This window comes from Clostridium sp. AF27-2AA, from assembly GCF_003478505.1.
Classification (GTDB): domain Bacteria; phylum Bacillota; class Clostridia; order Lachnospirales; family Lachnospiraceae; genus Brotaphodocola.
In genome coordinates this window covers 183,404-201,094 of sequence record NZ_QUFI01000002.1, presented here as the reverse complement: position 1 = coordinate 201,094, position 17,691 = coordinate 183,404, and the positions used below count along the sequence as shown (strand labels likewise).

Annotated in this window: 13 protein-coding genes, 3 tRNA genes and 2 pseudogenes; 16 read left to right on the top strand and 2 right to left on the bottom strand. The window is 48.8% G+C overall.

The genetic code is table 11. The annotated features are described in order from the left end of the window. The first annotated feature begins 34 nt into the window (after window positions 1-34). The 9 genes from DWY84_RS02570 (at window position 35) to DWY84_RS02530 (ending at window position 7,369) form a co-directional block, all read left to right on the top strand. Window positions 35-107, top strand: a tRNA-Val gene (locus tag DWY84_RS02570). A 21-nt stretch (window positions 108-128) separates the two neighbouring features. Beyond that, window positions 129-214, top strand: a tRNA-Leu gene (locus tag DWY84_RS02565). A gap of 108 nt (window positions 215-322) precedes the next feature. Next, window positions 323-748 carry a DUF3783 domain-containing protein gene (locus DWY84_RS02560; RefSeq protein WP_118530573.1) on the top strand — a complete coding sequence of 142 codons (426 nt, stop codon included), beginning with the start codon at window positions 323-325 and terminating at the stop codon, window positions 746-748. Window positions 749-821: 73 nt separating this feature from the next. After that, window positions 822-2,069 (top strand): sugar ABC transporter substrate-binding protein, encoded by a 1,248-nt coding sequence (locus DWY84_RS02555; RefSeq protein WP_182434902.1) that lies wholly within the window; start codon window positions 822-824, stop codon window positions 2,067-2,069. Beyond that, entirely contained in the window at window positions 2,056-3,753 is a 1,698-nt protein-coding gene (locus DWY84_RS02550; protein WP_118530569.1) for a sensor histidine kinase, read from the top strand. The genes DWY84_RS02555 and DWY84_RS02550 overlap by 14 nt, the downstream gene beginning before the upstream one ends. Further along, the gene (locus tag DWY84_RS02545) at window positions 3,750-5,285 is read left to right on the top strand and encodes a response regulator (protein WP_118530567.1); all 1,536 of its coding nucleotides are present in this window, start codon (window positions 3,750-3,752) and stop codon (window positions 5,283-5,285) included. The genes DWY84_RS02550 and DWY84_RS02545 overlap by 4 nt, the downstream gene beginning before the upstream one ends. Window positions 5,286-5,438: 153 nt before the next feature. Next, the gene (locus DWY84_RS02540; protein WP_118530565.1) at window positions 5,439-5,669 is read left to right on the top strand and encodes an HPr family phosphocarrier protein; all 231 of its coding nucleotides are present in this window, start codon (window positions 5,439-5,441) and stop codon (window positions 5,667-5,669) included. A gap of 138 nt (window positions 5,670-5,807) precedes the next feature. Then, on the top strand, window positions 5,808-7,112 hold the full coding sequence (locus DWY84_RS02535) for an ATP-binding protein (protein WP_118530563.1): 1,305 nt from the start codon (window positions 5,808-5,810) through the stop codon (window positions 7,110-7,112). A 183-nt stretch (window positions 7,113-7,295) separates the two neighbouring features. Further along, window positions 7,296-7,369 (top strand) — tRNA-Arg (locus DWY84_RS02530). A gap of 143 nt (window positions 7,370-7,512) precedes the next feature. Here DWY84_RS02530 and DWY84_RS02525 read toward each other — a convergent pair. Together DWY84_RS02525 and DWY84_RS02520 are read right to left on the bottom strand one after the other, a co-directional pair. Further along, window positions 7,513-8,727, bottom strand: a pseudogene (locus DWY84_RS02525) (ammonium transporter); the annotation flags it as partial. Between the two features lie 157 nt (window positions 8,728-8,884). Next, window positions 8,885-9,223 (bottom strand): P-II family nitrogen regulator, encoded by a 339-nt coding sequence (locus DWY84_RS02520; protein ID WP_118530561.1) that lies wholly within the window; start codon window positions 9,221-9,223, stop codon window positions 8,885-8,887. 353 nt (window positions 9,224-9,576) lie between these two features. On the opposite strand from DWY84_RS02520, the gene ispE reads away from it, so the two are divergent. The 7 genes and pseudogenes from ispE (at window position 9,577) to DWY84_RS02485 (ending at window position 17,632) form a co-directional block, all read left to right on the top strand. Continuing rightward, a complete protein-coding gene (gene ispE, locus DWY84_RS02515; protein WP_118530559.1) occupies window positions 9,577-10,491 on the top strand; it encodes a 4-(cytidine 5'-diphospho)-2-C-methyl-D-erythritol kinase in 915 nt (304 codons plus the stop codon). Continuing rightward, window positions 10,475-11,149 carry a GntR family transcriptional regulator gene (locus DWY84_RS02510; protein ID WP_118530557.1) on the top strand — a complete coding sequence of 225 codons (675 nt, stop codon included), beginning with the start codon at window positions 10,475-10,477 and terminating at the stop codon, window positions 11,147-11,149. The genes ispE and DWY84_RS02510 overlap by 17 nt, the downstream gene beginning before the upstream one ends. 57 nt (window positions 11,150-11,206) lie before the next feature. Next, a complete protein-coding gene (locus DWY84_RS02505; protein ID WP_118530555.1) occupies window positions 11,207-13,120 on the top strand; it encodes a PrpR N-terminal domain-containing protein in 1,914 nt (637 codons plus the stop codon). 267 nt (window positions 13,121-13,387) lie between these two features. Further along, window positions 13,388-14,290 (top strand): annotated as a pseudogene (gene garR / locus DWY84_RS02500) (2-hydroxy-3-oxopropionate reductase); the annotation flags it as partial. Window positions 14,291-14,396: 106 nt separating this feature from the next. Further along, window positions 14,397-15,296, top strand: coding sequence for a dihydrodipicolinate synthase family protein (locus DWY84_RS02495; protein ID WP_118530551.1), 900 nt, complete (start codon window positions 14,397-14,399; stop codon window positions 15,294-15,296). A 125-nt stretch (window positions 15,297-15,421) separates the two neighbouring features. Continuing rightward, entirely contained in the window at window positions 15,422-16,558 is a 1,137-nt protein-coding gene (locus tag DWY84_RS02490; RefSeq protein WP_118530549.1) for a glycerate kinase, read from the top strand. Between the two features lie 96 nt (window positions 16,559-16,654). Further along, on the top strand, window positions 16,655-17,632 hold the full coding sequence (locus DWY84_RS02485; RefSeq protein WP_118530547.1) for an AEC family transporter: 978 nt from the start codon (window positions 16,655-16,657) through the stop codon (window positions 17,630-17,632). The last annotated feature ends 59 nt before the right edge of the window (window positions 17,633-17,691 follow it).

Here is a 17,691-nt window from a genome sequence, read left to right as displayed (position 1 = left end):
TGTATTCAGATCATTACAATTTTATATTGTAAAAGGGGTCTTAGCTCAGCTGGGAGAGCATCTGCCTTACAAGCAGAGGGTCATAGGTTCGAGCCCTATAGGCCCCATTTGGCGAGTCAGCCATAGATGCCGCAGTGGCGGAACTGGCAGACGCACAGGACTTAAAATCCTGCGGGACTAATCTCCCGTGCCGGTTCGATTCCGGCCTGCGGCATTTACGTGAAAAAGGTATTTCTGTATTTACAGAGATACCTTTTTTTGTTACGCTGTATACAGAAGATAAGAAATAAAAACAGAATAATAAATAGGAGATGAAGAAAACATGATCAGAAAAGCAGGACATGAATTGGTCCTTTATTATAATCCGGAAGTCTCATCCAAGGTGATGAAATTAAAAGGAGTTCTGGTACGAATGGGAGTGCGTATCCGTAATGTGGCACCGGAGCAGGTGCTTCAGCCGGTGGGAACGCTTGCCGGGATTTCCGGTTATGAGCGCACAGAGAATGGGGCTGTGCCGGAAACAGAGCTTCCGGTTATTCCGGATGAAATGCTGGTGATGCATGGCTTTACCGGCCGCAGGATCGATGAGCTTTTACTTGGGCTGCGAAAAGCGGGAGTGCCGAAGGTGGAATTGAAGGCTGTTGTGACGGAAAGTAATGCCGGCTGGACTTTTTATCATTTGTATGAAGAGATTAAAGAAGAACATCAGCGCATGACGCAGACGGAAAAAGAACAGGGAAAGGCATAGCATGGGGAAGTGTGACTGGGAAGGACATAAGCAGAAAATGACGGAAGCAAACAGAGCAAAAGGAGCAGAAAATGTGAGACGGAAAGACAGAAGGAGCATTATAAGACAGGCTGTGCTGGCTCTTCTTCTATGCGGTGTGGCAGTTCTGGTGGCCTGTACGCCTGTTAAAGAACCCGAACGGAAGGAAAAGACAGTTCTGCGGCTCTGGCATTATTTGGATCGGGAAGAATCCAGGCAGTGTCTGGCAAAACTGGTTCAGAAATTCAATGACGCGCATCAGGACACTGAAATTCAGATCAACTATATTGCAGATGAGGATTTTAAGAAGCGTCTGGTTTTGGCAGCTGCAGATGGGGAACAGCCGGATCTGGCCATTGTAGATTCTTCAGATATCCAGTACTATGATAAAGTTGGAATTTTGAAGGATCTGTCATCAGAAATAAAAGCAGAGAACTATCTTTCCAGGGCGCTTATCAGCTGCCGCACGAAGGATGGCCGTCTGGTTGGGCTGCCATTGGGGCTCAATTGCCTGATATTTTATTATAATAAAGATCTTTTGAAGCAGGCGGGAGTCGGAGTGCCCACAACTCTGGAGGAGTTTGTGACAGTTGCGGAAGCGGTTACCTCAGACCAGGTGTCCGGCTGCGCATTTCCGGCATTGCAGAGTGAGGAGAGCAGTTTCTGTTTTTTGCCTATTTTCTGGAATTATGGCGGAAGCCTGGCACAGATCGATTCTCCGGCAGGCAGACGGGCCTTTGGATTTTTAAAGCAGCTGGCGGAGAACAAGGCCCTCAGTGAGGATAATGTGAATATGACTATTTCGGATATTGCGTGGGAGTTTGCAAATGGAAATATTGCCATGGCATTTATGACATCCAGTTACGAGAATGAGATCCGGAAAGAAAATCCGGATTTGCATTTTGCCACGACAAAGCTGCCGTGTGGTGAAAATTCCATTACGATCAGCGGAGGCGAAGTACTCACAGTGACCTGTGCGGAGCACGAAAAGGAAGCAAGAGAGTTTGTAAGGTTTATGGAACAGCCAGAGCAGACAGAGCTATATCTGGACAGTGTGGGATATCTGGCAGCCCGCAGGGATCTTTTAAAAAAGCAGATCCAGACCGATCCGGTAAAGAAGGCTTACTGGAGTTATCTGAAACAGGCGAAGCTTAGGGAAATAGAGCCCTACTGGCCATCCCTGTCCATGGAAATCGCGGAGAGCATTAACCGGGTCATTTTGGGCGAAGATACCCAGGATGAGTTAGAGCAGCTTTCGGAGCGTATCAGCCGCATCAGGAGGGCGAAATATGAAAAAGAATAGAAGCCTCCGGTCTATGATTTTTTTCCTGGCTGTAGTGTTGATTATTCCAATTCTGTGCTTTACGCTTTATCTACAGGTGCAGACCTGGAGGACGATGAAGCATAATCTGCAGAGGGAGCTGGAGGGAGAGCTGAATACTGCCAATCACACGCTGGAGATGGTCATCGACAAGTATGATATGGTGCTTTACGATTTCTGTACGAATGATGAGATCATAGAACTGGTGGAGCAGATCAATGAGTCAGAAAAGCCTTCGGATGCGGTAAAATATCAGATCCGTCGCAGCCTGGCCCATATCTGCAACCGGAATGTCGGAGTGGAGGGGATTACCCTGATCACGGAATCCGGTACGGTCTGCTTTTATGACAAGGAAGCAGCCTCCTTTGTCTCCACAAAATGGGCAAACAAGATTCCGAAGGTTAATATGCAGGATCAGATGGCTGTGTATCAGGGAAGCTCTTATGTGCTTGGAACAGAAAGCCAGCCGGTTCATATGCTTCAGCTGACCAGACGTCTGGCAGATTACAGAAACATCAACCGTCAGACCGGTATAGTGGTTCTCAGTGTAAATCAATCTGTGCTGTGGGATGATATCCAGGTCAGTGACAAATCTACAGTTTATATCTGTGACTCAGACCAGATTATCGCGGCGGCGGATCCTGACCAGATCGGAAAAAGTATTGCGGTAAAGTCGCAGCGCGGTTATCGTGTGCTGAAGGCAAAGAATGATAAAACCGGCTGGAATGTATACCATTTTTATTCTAAGGTACAGTATGACCAGCAGATCAAGGCTAATATCTGCATAGGTCTGGGATCGATGGTGGCTCTGATGCTGTTGTCAACGGTGCTGCTTACATTTATGATGAGGCCGGTGCTGGATCTGGTGGGACGGCTGGTGTATGCCATGTCGGAAATTGAAAACGGTAATTTTGATGTTCAGATACCCAGTGTAGAGCATCCGGCCAACGAAGTGGAACGTATTGTGGCCGGTTTTAATGAGATGTCTGGCCAGTTAAAGCAGCTGGTCGAGAAGGTAAAGCAGTCTACGGTGGATCAGAAAAACGCAGAGCTGCAGGCTATGGAGGCCCAGATCGATCCGCATTTTCTGTATAATACACTGGATACCATCAACTGGAAGGCACTGGAGCACGATGATTTTGAGGTCAGCAATATGGTGGGGGCGCTGGCGGATATCCTGCGCTATTCCATCCGCAATCCGGGGGATATGGTGAGCATCGGGCAGGAGCTTTCCTGGCTGGAACGTTACACGATGCTGCAGAAGGAGAAGCTGGACCAGCCGCTCATGATAAAAACAGAAGTGCCGGAGGAACTGATGGGGTACCGGATCCACAAGCTGCTTTTGCAGCCTTTTGTTGAGAATGCCATCAATCATGGATTTCGGCGGATGACAAAGCCGTGCTGCATTGAGATAACCATGAAGCTTTTTGGAGCGCAGCTTTATATCCGGATCCGTGATAACGGCTGCGGCCTGCCGCAGGAGCTTGTAAATGAGCTGAATAATAAAAACAGCAGTGATGGAAATCATGTAGGTGTGGCGAATGTAAGAAAGCGGCTGGAGCTCTATTATGGGGAAGAGCATGAGATGTATTTTGAGAGCCGGGAAGGAGAAGGAACCAGTGTGCATCTGTTTATCTGCGCAGAAGGGGGGAGACGAGCAGAATGAAGATTATCATAGTGGAGGATGAAAAATCGATCCGGAATGGTCTGGTAAAAATGCTGCCCAAATTGGATCCGGAATATGAGGTCGTTGGTTCAGCCAAGGATGGATCGGAAGGATACCAGCGTATCCTGGCTGAACAGCCGGATCTTGTGATCATGGATATTGAAATGCCGGAGATGGATGGCCTGACTATGCTGGAAAAGCTGAGAAAAGAAGGGTTTACAGGGAAAGCCGTGGTACTGACGGCCTATTCCGATTTTTCCTATGCGAAGCGGGCCATTGAGCTGGGCATTGAAAATTACCTGTTAAAGCCGATCAAGCTTGAGGAACTGAAAAAAACGCTGGGGACTGCCAGTGCCTCCTTAAGGCAGGAGGCAGGTACACGCAAGATTCAGGAAAAGCTGTTGTCACTGGAACAGATCTTTCGTTCAGCACTTCTGGCGGAGCTTACCGTGGATGAGGAACTGGAGGTCTATGCAGAAACTACCTACGGCATTGACAGCCACGGTACCTTTGCCATTCTGACGGCATATTTAAGTGACTACTATGATGACTATTATGAGCCTGCAGAGCGGTTTCTGGAGCCGTATCTGACAGCAGGAAGCGAGTATTCCGTCTGTATGCTGACTACAGTACACCACAGATCCATCGTGATAGTCTTTTATAATATGAAGGATCCGGAAAAAATCCGCAGCTGGTGCGAAAAGCTGGTCATCCCATCGGCCTACAGCAATCTGAAGCACCCGCCGATCTTTGGCTGGACAGTCTGCCAGGGCCTGACGGAGTTTTCCTCCGGCCTTGAGAAGCTGGAACAGGCCCGTATGTGGAAACTTTGCTTTCCGGAAGGAAAGCTGATGACGGAAAAACAGATCAGTGCCGTCCAGACAGTGCCGCTTAAATATTCCCTGGATCTGGAGTCTCAGTTAAAGCAGGCAGTGGTGAAGCGGGACCGGGCTGCCTATGATCGCATACTGGAGCAGATCATGGCATACTGTGTAGAGGAACCGCATCACCCGGATGAGATCCGCGAAGCCTGGGCGAGGCTTGTGGTGGCTATGATCGCAGTCGCGGATTCCATGGGCCGGGTGACAGATCACATTTCCATGCGTCATATTGTGGGGGAACTATCTCAGGCAATTTCCTGGCAGCGTATCCGTGAGCTGATGCAAAACTTTTATGATGCGATTACCGGCGGACAGGATCAGCCGGAGAGCGTCAGCCTGCTGGTAAAGCGTGCCCTGTCCATGATCGAGACCTATTACAGCCAGGGCATCACGCTGGAGGAGCTGGCAGAGCGGCTGTGTGTGACCGATGAGTATTTAAGCACGCTGATCAAAAAAGAAACCGGCATATCCTTTACGGAGACCGTGCGGAAAATGCGCATCGAGCGCATCAAGGAGCTGCTTTTGCATTCCAGTCTGAAATTAAACCAGATCGCGGAAATGGTAGGCTATTCCGATCCAAAGTACATGAGTAAGGTATTTAAGGAAGAAGTGGGCATGCTTCCGGCGCAGTTTCGAAAACAGAATCATTGACAAAGGAATAACACCTTAAATAGTTACTCCTTTTTAAAAAATTTCCTCTTTGCATTTCTGACGAAAATGGTAGAATAATGTCAACATAAAAAACAAGACATCATATTCATTGACTATATTTGATTTTATTCAATTTTAGAAGGAGTGACCATTATGAGAGAGATGAATCTGACTTTCCGTAATCCGGATGAGGTACTTGATTTTGTTAAGACTGTAGAGCAGTATCCGTTTGACATGGATCTTTGCCGCGGCAGTGTTGTCGTTGACGCGAAATCCTTACTTGGTATCATGAATCTGGGCTTCAACCAGACCGTGAACTTAAAAATCTACAGCAACGACTGCAATGAGCTTTTCCAGAACATTGAGAAGTACAAAGCAGCATAACTCAGAAGACTTTCAATTTATTTGTTCCCCCATACCAGACAGAGTAGCCTCGGCTATTCTGTCTTTTATTTTGCGGAAGATTGTGGTAGAATCCATATAATTACCTTATATACAAAGAAGAAAGACGAGGAGAGAAAGATGTACAAGATTGTTTCACGGTTACTCATCTACGGTGATATGCCGAAGGATACCATTTTGATGGAGCTGGCCGATATCATCCGGAAGGCAGACAACAAGAGCCAGACCAGAGAGGAACTGGTTACCAGAACCTTTACCCAGATCAAGCACCTGCTTCAGGTGGCGACAGATTATGCTTTCGATAAAAACCTGTGGCAGAATTATCTGACCTTTCTGCTGATTACCAATGAAAATCCCTTCAGTATTACCTGTGAGAAGGTGGGCGCGAATGAAGGAAGCGTCAATTATTTTGCGAAAAGTGATTTCAAGGCATTTATGGAGCTGTTCCATTATGATTTCAGCGCGCTGGAGGAGTACCTGGGCATTGACTGCTTTACCCGCCTGTCAAACTATAAGGCCATTGGCAAGAAGGAACTGATGTACAATAAGAACGTCAGCGAGAAGGTACGGATGTTAAGCGAAAAGCTGGCGGCAGCAGCAGATGAGAATGAATTCTTTGATGCGGTGACTGGTTTTTACAAGGCGTATGGCGTCGGCATGTTCGGCCTCAATAAGGCATTCCGCATCCAGTCCAGAGAAGATGGCGGCGTGAATTTCTGCGCTATCAACAACATGGATGCTGTCATGCTGGATGACCTGATCGGCTATGAGATCCAGAAGAAAAAGCTGGTTGACAATACCCTGGCCTTTGTAGAGGGGAAAAAGGCAAACAACGTGCTGCTGTTCGGTGACAGTGGTACCGGTAAATCCACAAGTATCAAGGCCATCGTCAATGAGTTTTATGACCAGGGCCTGCGTATGATCGAAATCTACAAGCACCAGTTCAAGGATCTCTCTGCTGTCATTGCCCAGATTAAGAACCGCAATTACCGCTTTATCATTTATATGGATGATCTGTCCTTCGAGGAGTTTGAGATTGAGTACAAGTTTTTAAAGGCAGTCATTGAGGGCGGCGTGGAGACCAAGCCGGACAATATCCTGATCTATGCAACCTCCAACCGCAGACATCTCATCAAGGAAAACTGGAGCGACCGCGACGATGTGGAGAGCCAGAACGGCATGCACCGTTCCGATACCATGGAGGAGAAGCTGTCCCTGGTAAACCGTTTCGGCGTGACCATCAATTACTCCAAGCCATCTCAGAAGGAGTATTTCAATATCGTGGTAGAGCTAGCACACAGGGCAGGTCTTACCATGTCAGATGACGAACTCCGCGCGGAAGCCAACAAATGGGAGTTAAGCCATGGCGGAATTTCCGGACGTACCGCGCAGCAGTTTATCAATTATCTGCTGGGAACGGTATAAAAGCATGCTGTCATAAATGGAATACATGGCCGGAGAATGGCGTATTTAAGCCATTTTTCGGCCATCTGCAAAATCTGCAAAAATTTTTGTGAAAAAGTTTTTAAAAAGTGTTGACAAAACGGCAAACCTGCGGTATCATATACATCGTTGCAGCGAACAAGAGCTCAACAAACTAAATAATATGTGTGCGTAGCTCAGCTGGATAGAGCACTTGGCTACGGACCAAGGTGTCGGGAGTTCGAATCTTCTCGCGCACGTATTGAAAGGCATTCTCATAAGAGAATGTCTTTTTCCTTTCTATTTATTATAGCAGAATAGTCAGAAAAGCCGAAGCCGGTTATCCCGGCTTCGGACCTTTATTGGTTTTAACCCTAAATTTTTATTTGTCGATGCGGAATCCGTAGTAGGCGTTCATGCCGTGTTCATGGATATCCAGTCCGTCTAACTGCTCCTGATCAGTGACTCTCAGTCCAAAGATTTTATCAATGACCTTGAACACGATGAACATGGTTACGCCGGTCCAGAGGAGGACGGAGCCGACACCGGTGAGCTGTAAAATCAGCTGATGAACACCACCGCCGTAGAACAGTCCGTTGATCTCACAGGACGGAGCAGAGGTAGTAGCGAAGAGACCTACTGCGATGGTGCCCCAGAGACCGTTGCAGAAGTGAACGGCTACAGCACCTACCGGGTCATCTACGCGGATCACATAATCGCAGAACCATACGCCAAAGCAAACCAGAAGCCCGGAGACAACGCCGACAAAGAAAGCACCCATGGCATCCATGGTGTCACAGCCTGCGGTGATACCGACGAGACCGGCCAGGGAAGCGTTCAGGCACATGGAAACATCCGGTTTGCCATATTTTACCCAGGTGAAGATCATACAGGTAACGGTTGCGATCGCCGGTGCAATGGTGGTGGTTGCAAAGATGGAAGCTAGCTGTGGGCCGTTGGTTGCGGCAGCGCCGTTGAAGCCGTACCAGCCAAACCAGAGGATGAAGCAGCCGAGGGCACCGATGACAACATTATGTCCCGGGATCGCGTTCGGGGTGCCGTCCTTGTTGTATTTACCGAGACGCGGGCCTTCCATCCAGGCACCGATCAATGCGCTGAAGCCGCCTACCATGTGGATGGCGCAGGAACCTGCGAAATCGTGGAAGCCCATCTGTGCCAGCCAGCCGCCGCCCCAGATCCAGTGTGCTTCAATCGGATAAACAACAGCAGAAATGATGCCGGAATAAATACAGTAGGATAAGAAGTTGGTACGCTCTGCCATGGCACCGGAAACGATGGTAGCGGTGGTGGCACAGAATACCAGGTTAAATACAAAGTTAGACCAGTCAAAATTTGCGTAATCGGTGATGATGCCGAGAGTCGGGATTCCAATGAAGCCGCCCAGTGTATCCTCACCGAGTAAAATTCCAAAGCCAAGGAACATAAATACAACCGTTCCGATACAGAAATCCATGAGGTTTTTCATGATGATGTTGCCGGCATTTTTTGCCCGGGTAAAACCGGTCTCTACCATGGCGAAACCGGCCTGCATGAAGAATACGAATGCCGCGCCGATCAGAAACCAGATGCCAAATACTTCACTTAAGATATTTTCCATAATCGTGACCTCCTGTAGTGCAGACCATTATAATATTATAAATAGAAGAAGGAGATAATGGCTAACGCCCTTATCTCCTTCGATAATCACTGGTCTGTATGAAATTTAAAACGACTGCGTTCTGCCGGAAGTGGGGGATCAGCAGAATGCGAAAACATCAGAGCGCTTCGTCGCCGCGCTCGCCGGTACGGATTCGTACGGCATCTTCTACATCGTAAACGAAAATTTTACCATCACCATAATTACCGGTGGTGATCTGTTCCGTAACCTTGCTGATGATTGCTTCTACAATATCCTCAGCAACGACGGTTTCTACCTTCACCTTCGGGAGAAGATTGACCGTGTATTTGGTACCGCGGTACATTTGCGTGTAACCCTTCTGCGTGCCGTAACCCATGATGTTACTGATCATAAGACCGTGGGCGCCGCAACTGTCCAGAATACCTTTTAAGTCTTCCAGCTTTTCGGGTTTGATGATGATTTCCAGCTTTTTCATACTTACCAGCCTCCTTAACTGTATTTGGGATTTCTATTTATTTCCTATACCGCAGATGCGTGGGGGAGAACAAAGTTATGATTAGAGAAGTGTATTGATACGTAAAAAAGGGCGCTCCGGTTAGTAATCGGAACGCCTTTGTTCTTGCATCTGCGATATATGAAATAAATATGTGCCTTATTATAGGCAAAGATTTTTTGATTGTCAATTATATTTTTTTGCGTGATCTTAACATACTTTTGTCGAAATGTTACAAAACCGAAAAGAATGCCAAAATATCTTGCAGATTTTAAGAACCCGCACTATAATATACTGTATACAAAGTAATGCGGAAATACAATCGGAGAAAAACAATGATAAAGCATTTGAGCCTTAAGGCATACGGCAAGATCAATCTGGGACTGGATGTACTGCGCAGACGTGAAGACGGTTATCACGATGTGCGCATGATCATGCAGACCGTCGGTATTTTTGACCGTGTGGATCTGGTGCGGAAGGAAGAACCGGGTATTGAAGTAGAAACGAACCTGTATTACCTTCCTACCAATGAAAATAATCTGGTGTATAAAGCGGCAAAGCTTCTGATGGATGAATTTCAGGTTCAGGAAGGAATTCAGATCCGCCTGCGCAAATTCATTCCAGTAGCGGCCGGTATGGCGGGAGGCAGTAGTGACGCGGCAGCCGTTCTGTTTGGCGTGAACAAGATGTTTCGTCTTGGCCTGAGTACAGAACAGCTCATGGAGCGCGGCGTGAAGATCGGCGCGGATGTTCCCTACTGTATCTTAAGAGGAACCGCTCTTTCTGAAGGCATCGGTGAGGTGCTGACCAAACTGCCGGCAGTTCCCCAGTGTCAGGTGCTGGTGGCAAAGCCGGGAATCAATGTTTCTACGAAATTTGTATATGAAAATCTACATGCCAATGACCTGCGTCCGCAACAGCATCCGGACATTGACGGCATGATCCAGGCCATCAAAGACCAGGACCTGAGAGAAATTGCCGGAAAACTGGGCAATGTGCTGGAGACTGTTACCGTAAAGGAATATCCGGTGATTCAGGAGATTAAAGATAAAATGCTGGAATTTGGAGCCATCGGTTCCCTGATGAGCGGAAGCGGCCCAACTGTGTTCGGACTTTTCACGAATCCCAAGGCTGCGCAGGAAGCTTATGAGGAGCTGCGCTATGGCGAGTCAGCAGAACTGGCCAAACAGGTTTATTTAACGAATTTTTACAATCAGAAAGAGGAGAAAAATCATGGAAAACAAGCTTAAGGTAAATATGAATGAATATCTTCCGCTGCGCGATGTCGTGTTCAACACCCTGCGTCAGGCTATCTTAAAGGGTGAGCTGGAACCAGGCGAGCGTCTGATGGAAATCCAGCTTGCAGACCGTCTGGGCGTCAGCCGTACCCCGATCCGTGAAGCAATCCGCAAGCTCGAGCTGGAGGGCCTGGTGCTCATGATTCCGCGTAAGGGCGCTGAGGTTGCGAAGATTTCCGAGAAGAGCCTGCGTGATGTGCTGGAGGTACGCCGCTCGCTGGAAGAACTTGCCATTGAGCTTGCCTGCCAGCGTATGACCGAGGATGACATCAAAGAGCTGGAAGAAGCACAGGAAGCATTCCGCAGTGCAATCCAGAGTGCCGATGCCATGACCATCGCAGAGACCGATGAGCATTACCATGATATTATTTACAACGGAACCGGCAACAACCGCCTGGTTCAGATCTTAAACAATCTGCGTGAGCAGATGTACCGCTACCGCCTGGAGTACATCAAGGATGCAGACAAGCGCCAGATTCTGGTGGTGGAGCATGACTACATTCTGAAAGCAATCCGCTCCAGACATGTGGCAGAGGCAAAAAAGGCCATCCGTGAGCACATCGATAATCAGGAGATTACTGTATCAAAGAATATCAAAGAGCAGCAGTAAAAATATGCCGCCCGCCGTACACGGCGTGGCGGCATATTTTGAAAGAGAGGAAAACGCGTGGGGAAAATAGCACTTCTGGTGTCCAGGGAGGAGATGATCCACCAGGCCCATAACATTTTGCAGGAGAAAAAATTTGAGATTCAGGAAATGCGGGTGATTCATACCGGGGATACGGTTATGGAGGCACGCCGATCCATTGCGGACGGGGCGACAATCATCATTGCCCGCGGCCTGCAAGCATCCATCATCAAGCAATATACCGACACGCCGGTAGTTGAGATTGTTCTGACGGCGCAGGAGATGGCGCTTCTTATCATGCGTGCGAAGCAGATTGCCGGAAAGGAAAAGCCGGTGGTTGCAGTGGTTGGTTTCCGCAATATGTTCTGCGATATGTCTTATTTCGATGAACTTTATAACATTGAGCTGAAAACCTACTTCGCGGATCAGGGGGCTGAGCTTCCTGTGGTTGTGCGCCGGGCTATTTCCGAGGGCGCGGATGTGGTGATCGGCGGCGATACGGCAGTTTCGATTGCGACGGAGGCGGGAGTACCTTCCCTCTTCCTTTCCATGACAGAGGATTCCATGCGTCAGGCTTTCTCTACGGCAGAAAACATGGAATATGCCATGAATGTAGAGAAGAAGACTGCAGCTCAGCTGGAAACTCTGCTGGATTATTCTTACAGCGGTGTCATCCGTCTGGATGGAAATGGTGTGATCACGGCAGTCAATCCATTGATGGAAGACATGATCGGAAAAAAAGAAGAAGAGCTGAAGGGAGAAAATATCCGGAAGGCCGCTCCCATGATCGGAGAAGAGGCATGGAAGCGGGTCTTTGAAAAAGGCGAGGATTACTCTCTGTTCTTTGAATGGGGCGGAACACCGATTTTTGCCGTGCTTGCTCCGGTTCTTTACGAATCCCGGGCGGATGGGGCAATTGTCACCTGCCATAAAATGAAGAAAAAAACGGTGGCGCCGGAGAAATCCCGCATGACCCAGAAAAGGGAGAATAGCCGGGCCTTGCCGCCTTTGGTACAGTTTGAAGATATTCTGCAGAAATCCACGGCCATGCAGGAGTGTATCCGAAAGGCCAATCTGTATGCGTTGTCGGAGCATCCGGTGGTGCTGATCGGAGAACCGGGAACGGAGAAACGGATGCTGGCGGAGAGCATTCACAACAGCAGCATCCGTGCCCAGGGCCCCTTCCTTGATGTTCCCTGTGAGGGACTGTCCGGAGAGGAACAGAAAAATATGATCTTTGGAAACCGCGGTGCCGTGCTGCAGGTAGAGGGTGGAACGCTGCTTCTTCGGGATGTGGAGGAACTGACGGCGGCCAATCAGTACCGCCTGTATCAGCTCATTCGTTTCCGGGTCTGCCATGGCGCGGATATCGCGAGCCTGCGAAAAGTAGACGTGCGGGTCATGGTGACCATCGGCTGTCCGCTCTCCGAGCTGATGGCAGAGCGAAAGATCAGTCCGGATCTTTATTATCTGCTGTCCGGCCTGGAATTGTTTGTGCCGCCGCTCAGGGAACGGCGGGAAGATTTACTGGAAAAGATCGAGGACACTATTCACGACTGCTGTGAGCATTACTCCCGTTATCATGTGCTGACGAAAGGCGCCATGGAAGTGATGTTGGATTACCCATGGAAGGGCAATCTGTTCCAGATCGAGAGCTTTTGCGAGCGTCTGATCCTGATGGCAGGAAAGCGTTCTATTGATGAGGTTGCAGTGCGAAGGCTTCTGGAAGAGCTGTACCCGGAGCGTCTCACTGGAAACGGCACAGACAGCGCGGCAGCAGAGGCAGAAGGAACTGCGAAAAAGGAACTGGCAGTTCTGCCGGACGAGGCGGTAAAAATCCGGGAACTGCTGCACAAGTTCAGCGGAAGCCGGGAAAAAACCGCCCAGGCCATGGGAATCAGCAAGGCAACGCTGTGGCGCCACATGAAGAAGTACGGAATTGAAAAAGACTGATGAGAAAATACGATCAAAAAGCAGCGGAAATTGCAGATGAATTGTGTGAATGAATGATAAATGATTTGAAAATGAAATGAATTGCAATGAACATGAAACAAAAATGCAAAAATATCACATTTGCATCATTTTAAACTTTGAATTTGGACATTCTGCCTATTGTTTGCGGCAGGCCGTTTGATTATAATGCAGACATAAGCTGATAGCGAGAGAGCCACAAGGCAAAACTCCTGTCAGGGAAACCAAAAGAAGTTTTACTTTTTTAAAGAAAGAGAGGAATTCAAAATGAAGATTGGATTTATCGGATTAGGTATCATGGGAAAACCGATGGCAAAGAACCTGGTTAAAGCAGGTCACGAGCTGGTTGTTTTCGATTTCAATAAAGATGCAGTAAAAGAACTGGTAGACTGCGGCGCAACCGCAGCAGAGAGCAACAAGGACCTGGCAGCTCAGGTTGACGTTGTTATCACCATGGTTCCGAACTCCCCGCACGTAAGAGCAGCAGTTCTGGGCGAGAACGGTGTTGTTGAGGGTGCAAAAGAGGGTCTTGTTGTAATCGACATGAGCTCCATCGACCCAACCGAGAGCAAGGCAATCGGCGCTGAGCTGGCTAAGCACGGCATTGACATGCTGGACTGCCCGGTATCCGGTGGTGAGCCGAAAGCAATCGACGGTACCCTTTCCGTTATGTGCGGCGGTAAGAAAGAGCTGTTCGACAAGTACTATGACATGCTGATGGTTATGGCTGGTTCTGTAGTTTACGTTGGTGACCTTGGTTCCGGTAACGTAGCTAAGCTGGCTAACCAGATGGTAGTAGCTATCAACATCGCAGCTGTAGCTGAGGCTCTGACCTTCGCTAAGAAAGCTGGCACCGATCCTGAGTTAGTATACCAGGCAATCCGCGGTGGTCTGGCTGGATCTACCGTTATGGATGCTAAGGCGCCGATGATGTTAGCAGGCAACTACAAGCCGGGCTTCCGTATCGAGCTTCACATCAAAGACCTGAACAACGCTCTGAACGCAGCTCACGCAATCAGCTCTCCGGCTCCGTTAACCGCTGAGATGATGGAGATCATGCAGTTCTTAAGATCTGAGGGATGCGACAAAGACGATCACTCCAGCATCGTCAAGTACTACGAGAAGATTTCTGGTACCAGCATCGTTAAATAAGTTTAACGCATCAATCATATAAAATAAGTTATCATACACTGCTGCTTACGGGTCCGTGGGCAGCAGTGTGTCAGATAAGGCGTCATGTGCGCTGGAAGGAGATAGTATGAATACAGATTTTATTAAGGGCGTAGTTGTCCCGATGATCACCCCGATCGACAAAGATGAGCTGATCGACGAGGCTGCGATCCGTAGCCAGGTTGATTATGTAATCGATGGCGGTGTAAGCGGCATCCTGTTATTCGGCAGCAACGGTGAGTTCTATGTAGTAGAAGAGGACGAGATGGAGAGAGGCTTAAAGATCGTTGTAGATCAGGCCGCTGGACGTGTTCCGGTATACTTCGGTATCGGCGCTATCAGCACCAAAAAGTGCGTTCGTCTTGCAAAGATGGCAGTAGCAAACGGCGCAGCAAGCGTATCTGTTCTGCAGCCGATGTTCTTAAAGCCAACTGAGACCGAGCTGTTCACTCACTTCAAAGCAATCGCAGACGCAATCCCGGAGACTCCGGTACTGCTTTACAATAACCCGGGCCGTGTAGGCTACACCCTGTCTGCTAACCTGGTTGAGAGACTGGCTCATGAGGTTCCGAACATTGTTGGTATGAAAGATACCAGCGGTGATATCACCCAGACCTCTGAGTTCATCCGCAGAAACAGAGACGTAGACTTCAAGGTATTCGGCGGCAAGGATACCCTGCTGTACGCTTCTATGTGCCACGGCGCAGTTGGTGGTGTATGTACCGCAGCAAACTTTATGCCGGAGCTGATCACCGATGTATACAACAAATATGTTGCAGGTGATCTTCAGGGTTCCCTTGAGGCTCAGTTCAAATTAAATCCGGTACGTCTGTCCATGGACGGCGCAAGCTTCCCGGTAGCAGCAAAGGATATGGCTAACTTACGCGGCCGCAACATCGGTGTTCCGTATACTCCGAACCTGGCTACTCCGGAGGGACCGGTATTAGACAAGATCAAAGCTGAGATGACCAAGGCTGGCCTGCTCTAATTTCAACTGAATACAGAACAGAATACCATTACGGCATTGATGATGGACCGGCGATTCTTCTGGAATGCCGGTCCGTTTTCGATTACAATCATAAATAAGAGATTCCACTATATAAGGAGGGCTTTATGAAATTACTGTTTGCTTCCGATTCTTTCAAGGGAACGTTATCTTCTGACCAGATCATTAAACTGTTAAATGAGTCCGCACAGCGCATTTTCCCGGGCTGCGAGACAGTTGGTGTTCCGGTTGCGGACGGCGGTGAGGGTACCGTTGACGCTGTTATTGCTGTTACCAAGGGTGATTACCGCAAGGTAAAGGTACACGGACCGCTCATGGAGGAGACCGAGGCTTCCTACGGTGTGTTCCATGGTGACTCTGCTATCATCGAGATGGCAGCAGCTTCCGGACTTCCGATGGTTCCGACTGAGAAGAGAAATCCGTTAAATACCACCACCTACGGCACCGGAGAGCTGATTAAGGATGCTCTGGATCACGGTTACCGCAAGCTTTCTATCGCAATTGGCGGAAGCGCTACCAACGATGGCGGCATGGGCGCTATGAGCGCGCTGGGCGTTCGTTTCCTGGACGCAGAGGGTAATGTGCTGACAGGCGTTGGCTCTGATCTGGAGAAGGTTGCTGATATTGATATGAGCGGTCTGCATCCGGCAGTAGCAGAAGCTGAGATTACGGTTATGTGCGACGTAACCAACCCGTTAACCGGACCGGACGGCGCAACCTACACCTTTGGCAAGCAGAAGGGCGGCACTCCGGAGATCCTGGACCGTCTGGAGGCAGGCATGAAGAAATACGCAGCACTCATGCGTGAGAAGGGCATGGATGTAGAAAACCAGGCAGGCGCAGGCGCGGCCGGCGGACTGGGCGCAGCTCTGTGCGGTTACTTAAAGGCAAACTTAAAGTCCGGTATCGAAACCGTGCTGGATCTGATTGATTTTGATGGCCTGTTAGAGGGCACGGATCTGGTTGTAACCGGCGAGGGCCGCATTGACTGGCAGTCTGCATTCGGTAAGGTACCGAGCGGCATCGGTATGCGCTGTAAGGCAAAGGGCGTTCCGGCAGTTGCCATTGTAGGCGGAATGGGCGATGGAGCAGAGAAAATCTATGAGTTTGGCGTAGAAAGTATTGTTCCGACCATCAACGGTGCTATGGATATCGAAGAGGCTCTGGAGCGCGCGGAGGAGCTTTACGCAAACGCTGCAGACAGAACCTTCCGCATGATCCGTGTAGGCATGCAGATGAAATAAATATTACGGAAGCTGAAAAATTCAGGTTTCGCTGTGTGGCCGGTCAGCAAGTGACCGGCCACATTTATAGAATGGACGGAAGATGGGAGAGACACAATGGACATCAGTAATTTATGGACTTTGCAGGTCATGATGTTTTTTCTGGTGGCAGCCGGAGCAATCTTAAAGAGCACGGGGATTTTGAAGGATGACGCAAAAGCAATTCTGACAGATCTGGTGCTGTATTTTTTTCTGCCCTGCAATATCATCAATTCTTTCAGAATGGAATTTAATCTGGATATTTTAAGAAAATTTGCGGTTGTACTGGCAATTTCCTTGCTGGTTCAGCTGGTATGCTATATTCTCAGCAAGATTCTTTATAATCATAAGCCGAAGGAAGTAAAGCGTGTCATGCAGTATTGCACGATCGTTTCCAATTCCGGTTTCCTGGGACTGCCGATCGCGCAGGGAATTTATGGCGCAGAGGGCATGATGTACGCGTCCATCTTCATTATTCCGATGCGTGTCATGATGTGGTCCGCTGGCATTGCCTGCTTCACGGAGAGTCCGGACATGAAGAGCGTGGTGAAAAAGCTGGTTGTGCATCCATGCATTGTGGCTGTCTATATCGGGTTGGGACTGATGATCTTCCAGGCACCGTTAAATCAGGGGTATAATGCTGTATTAAACTGCGGGATTCCGCTGGTGCCGGATCTTGTAAAGGTACTTCTTGGCGCGCTGGATAAAGGGGTACGATCTGCCGGCGGCTGTACCACAGCCATGACCATGGTGCTGATTGGCATGATGTTCTCCGGAATGTCTTTGCGCAGTATGTTGGATCGCAATACCCTGTTTATCTCGGCACTGCGTCTGGTAATTCTGCCGGCGCTGCTGCTTGCAGGATGCCGACTGGCTGGAATTGATCCGTTCCTGACCGGCGTCTGCCTGCTGATCACGGGTATGCCTGCTGGCAGTACCTCCGCGATTCTGGCAGCAAAATACGGCTGTGATTATACCTTTGCTACCAAATGTATCGTTATTTCAACCCTGCTTTCCCTGATATCCATCCCGGTCTGGGCAATGATTCTGGGGTAAGCGAAAGAAAAAAATGGAAATCTGTTATAATTGTGATAGAAATAACAGAATATTCGTAT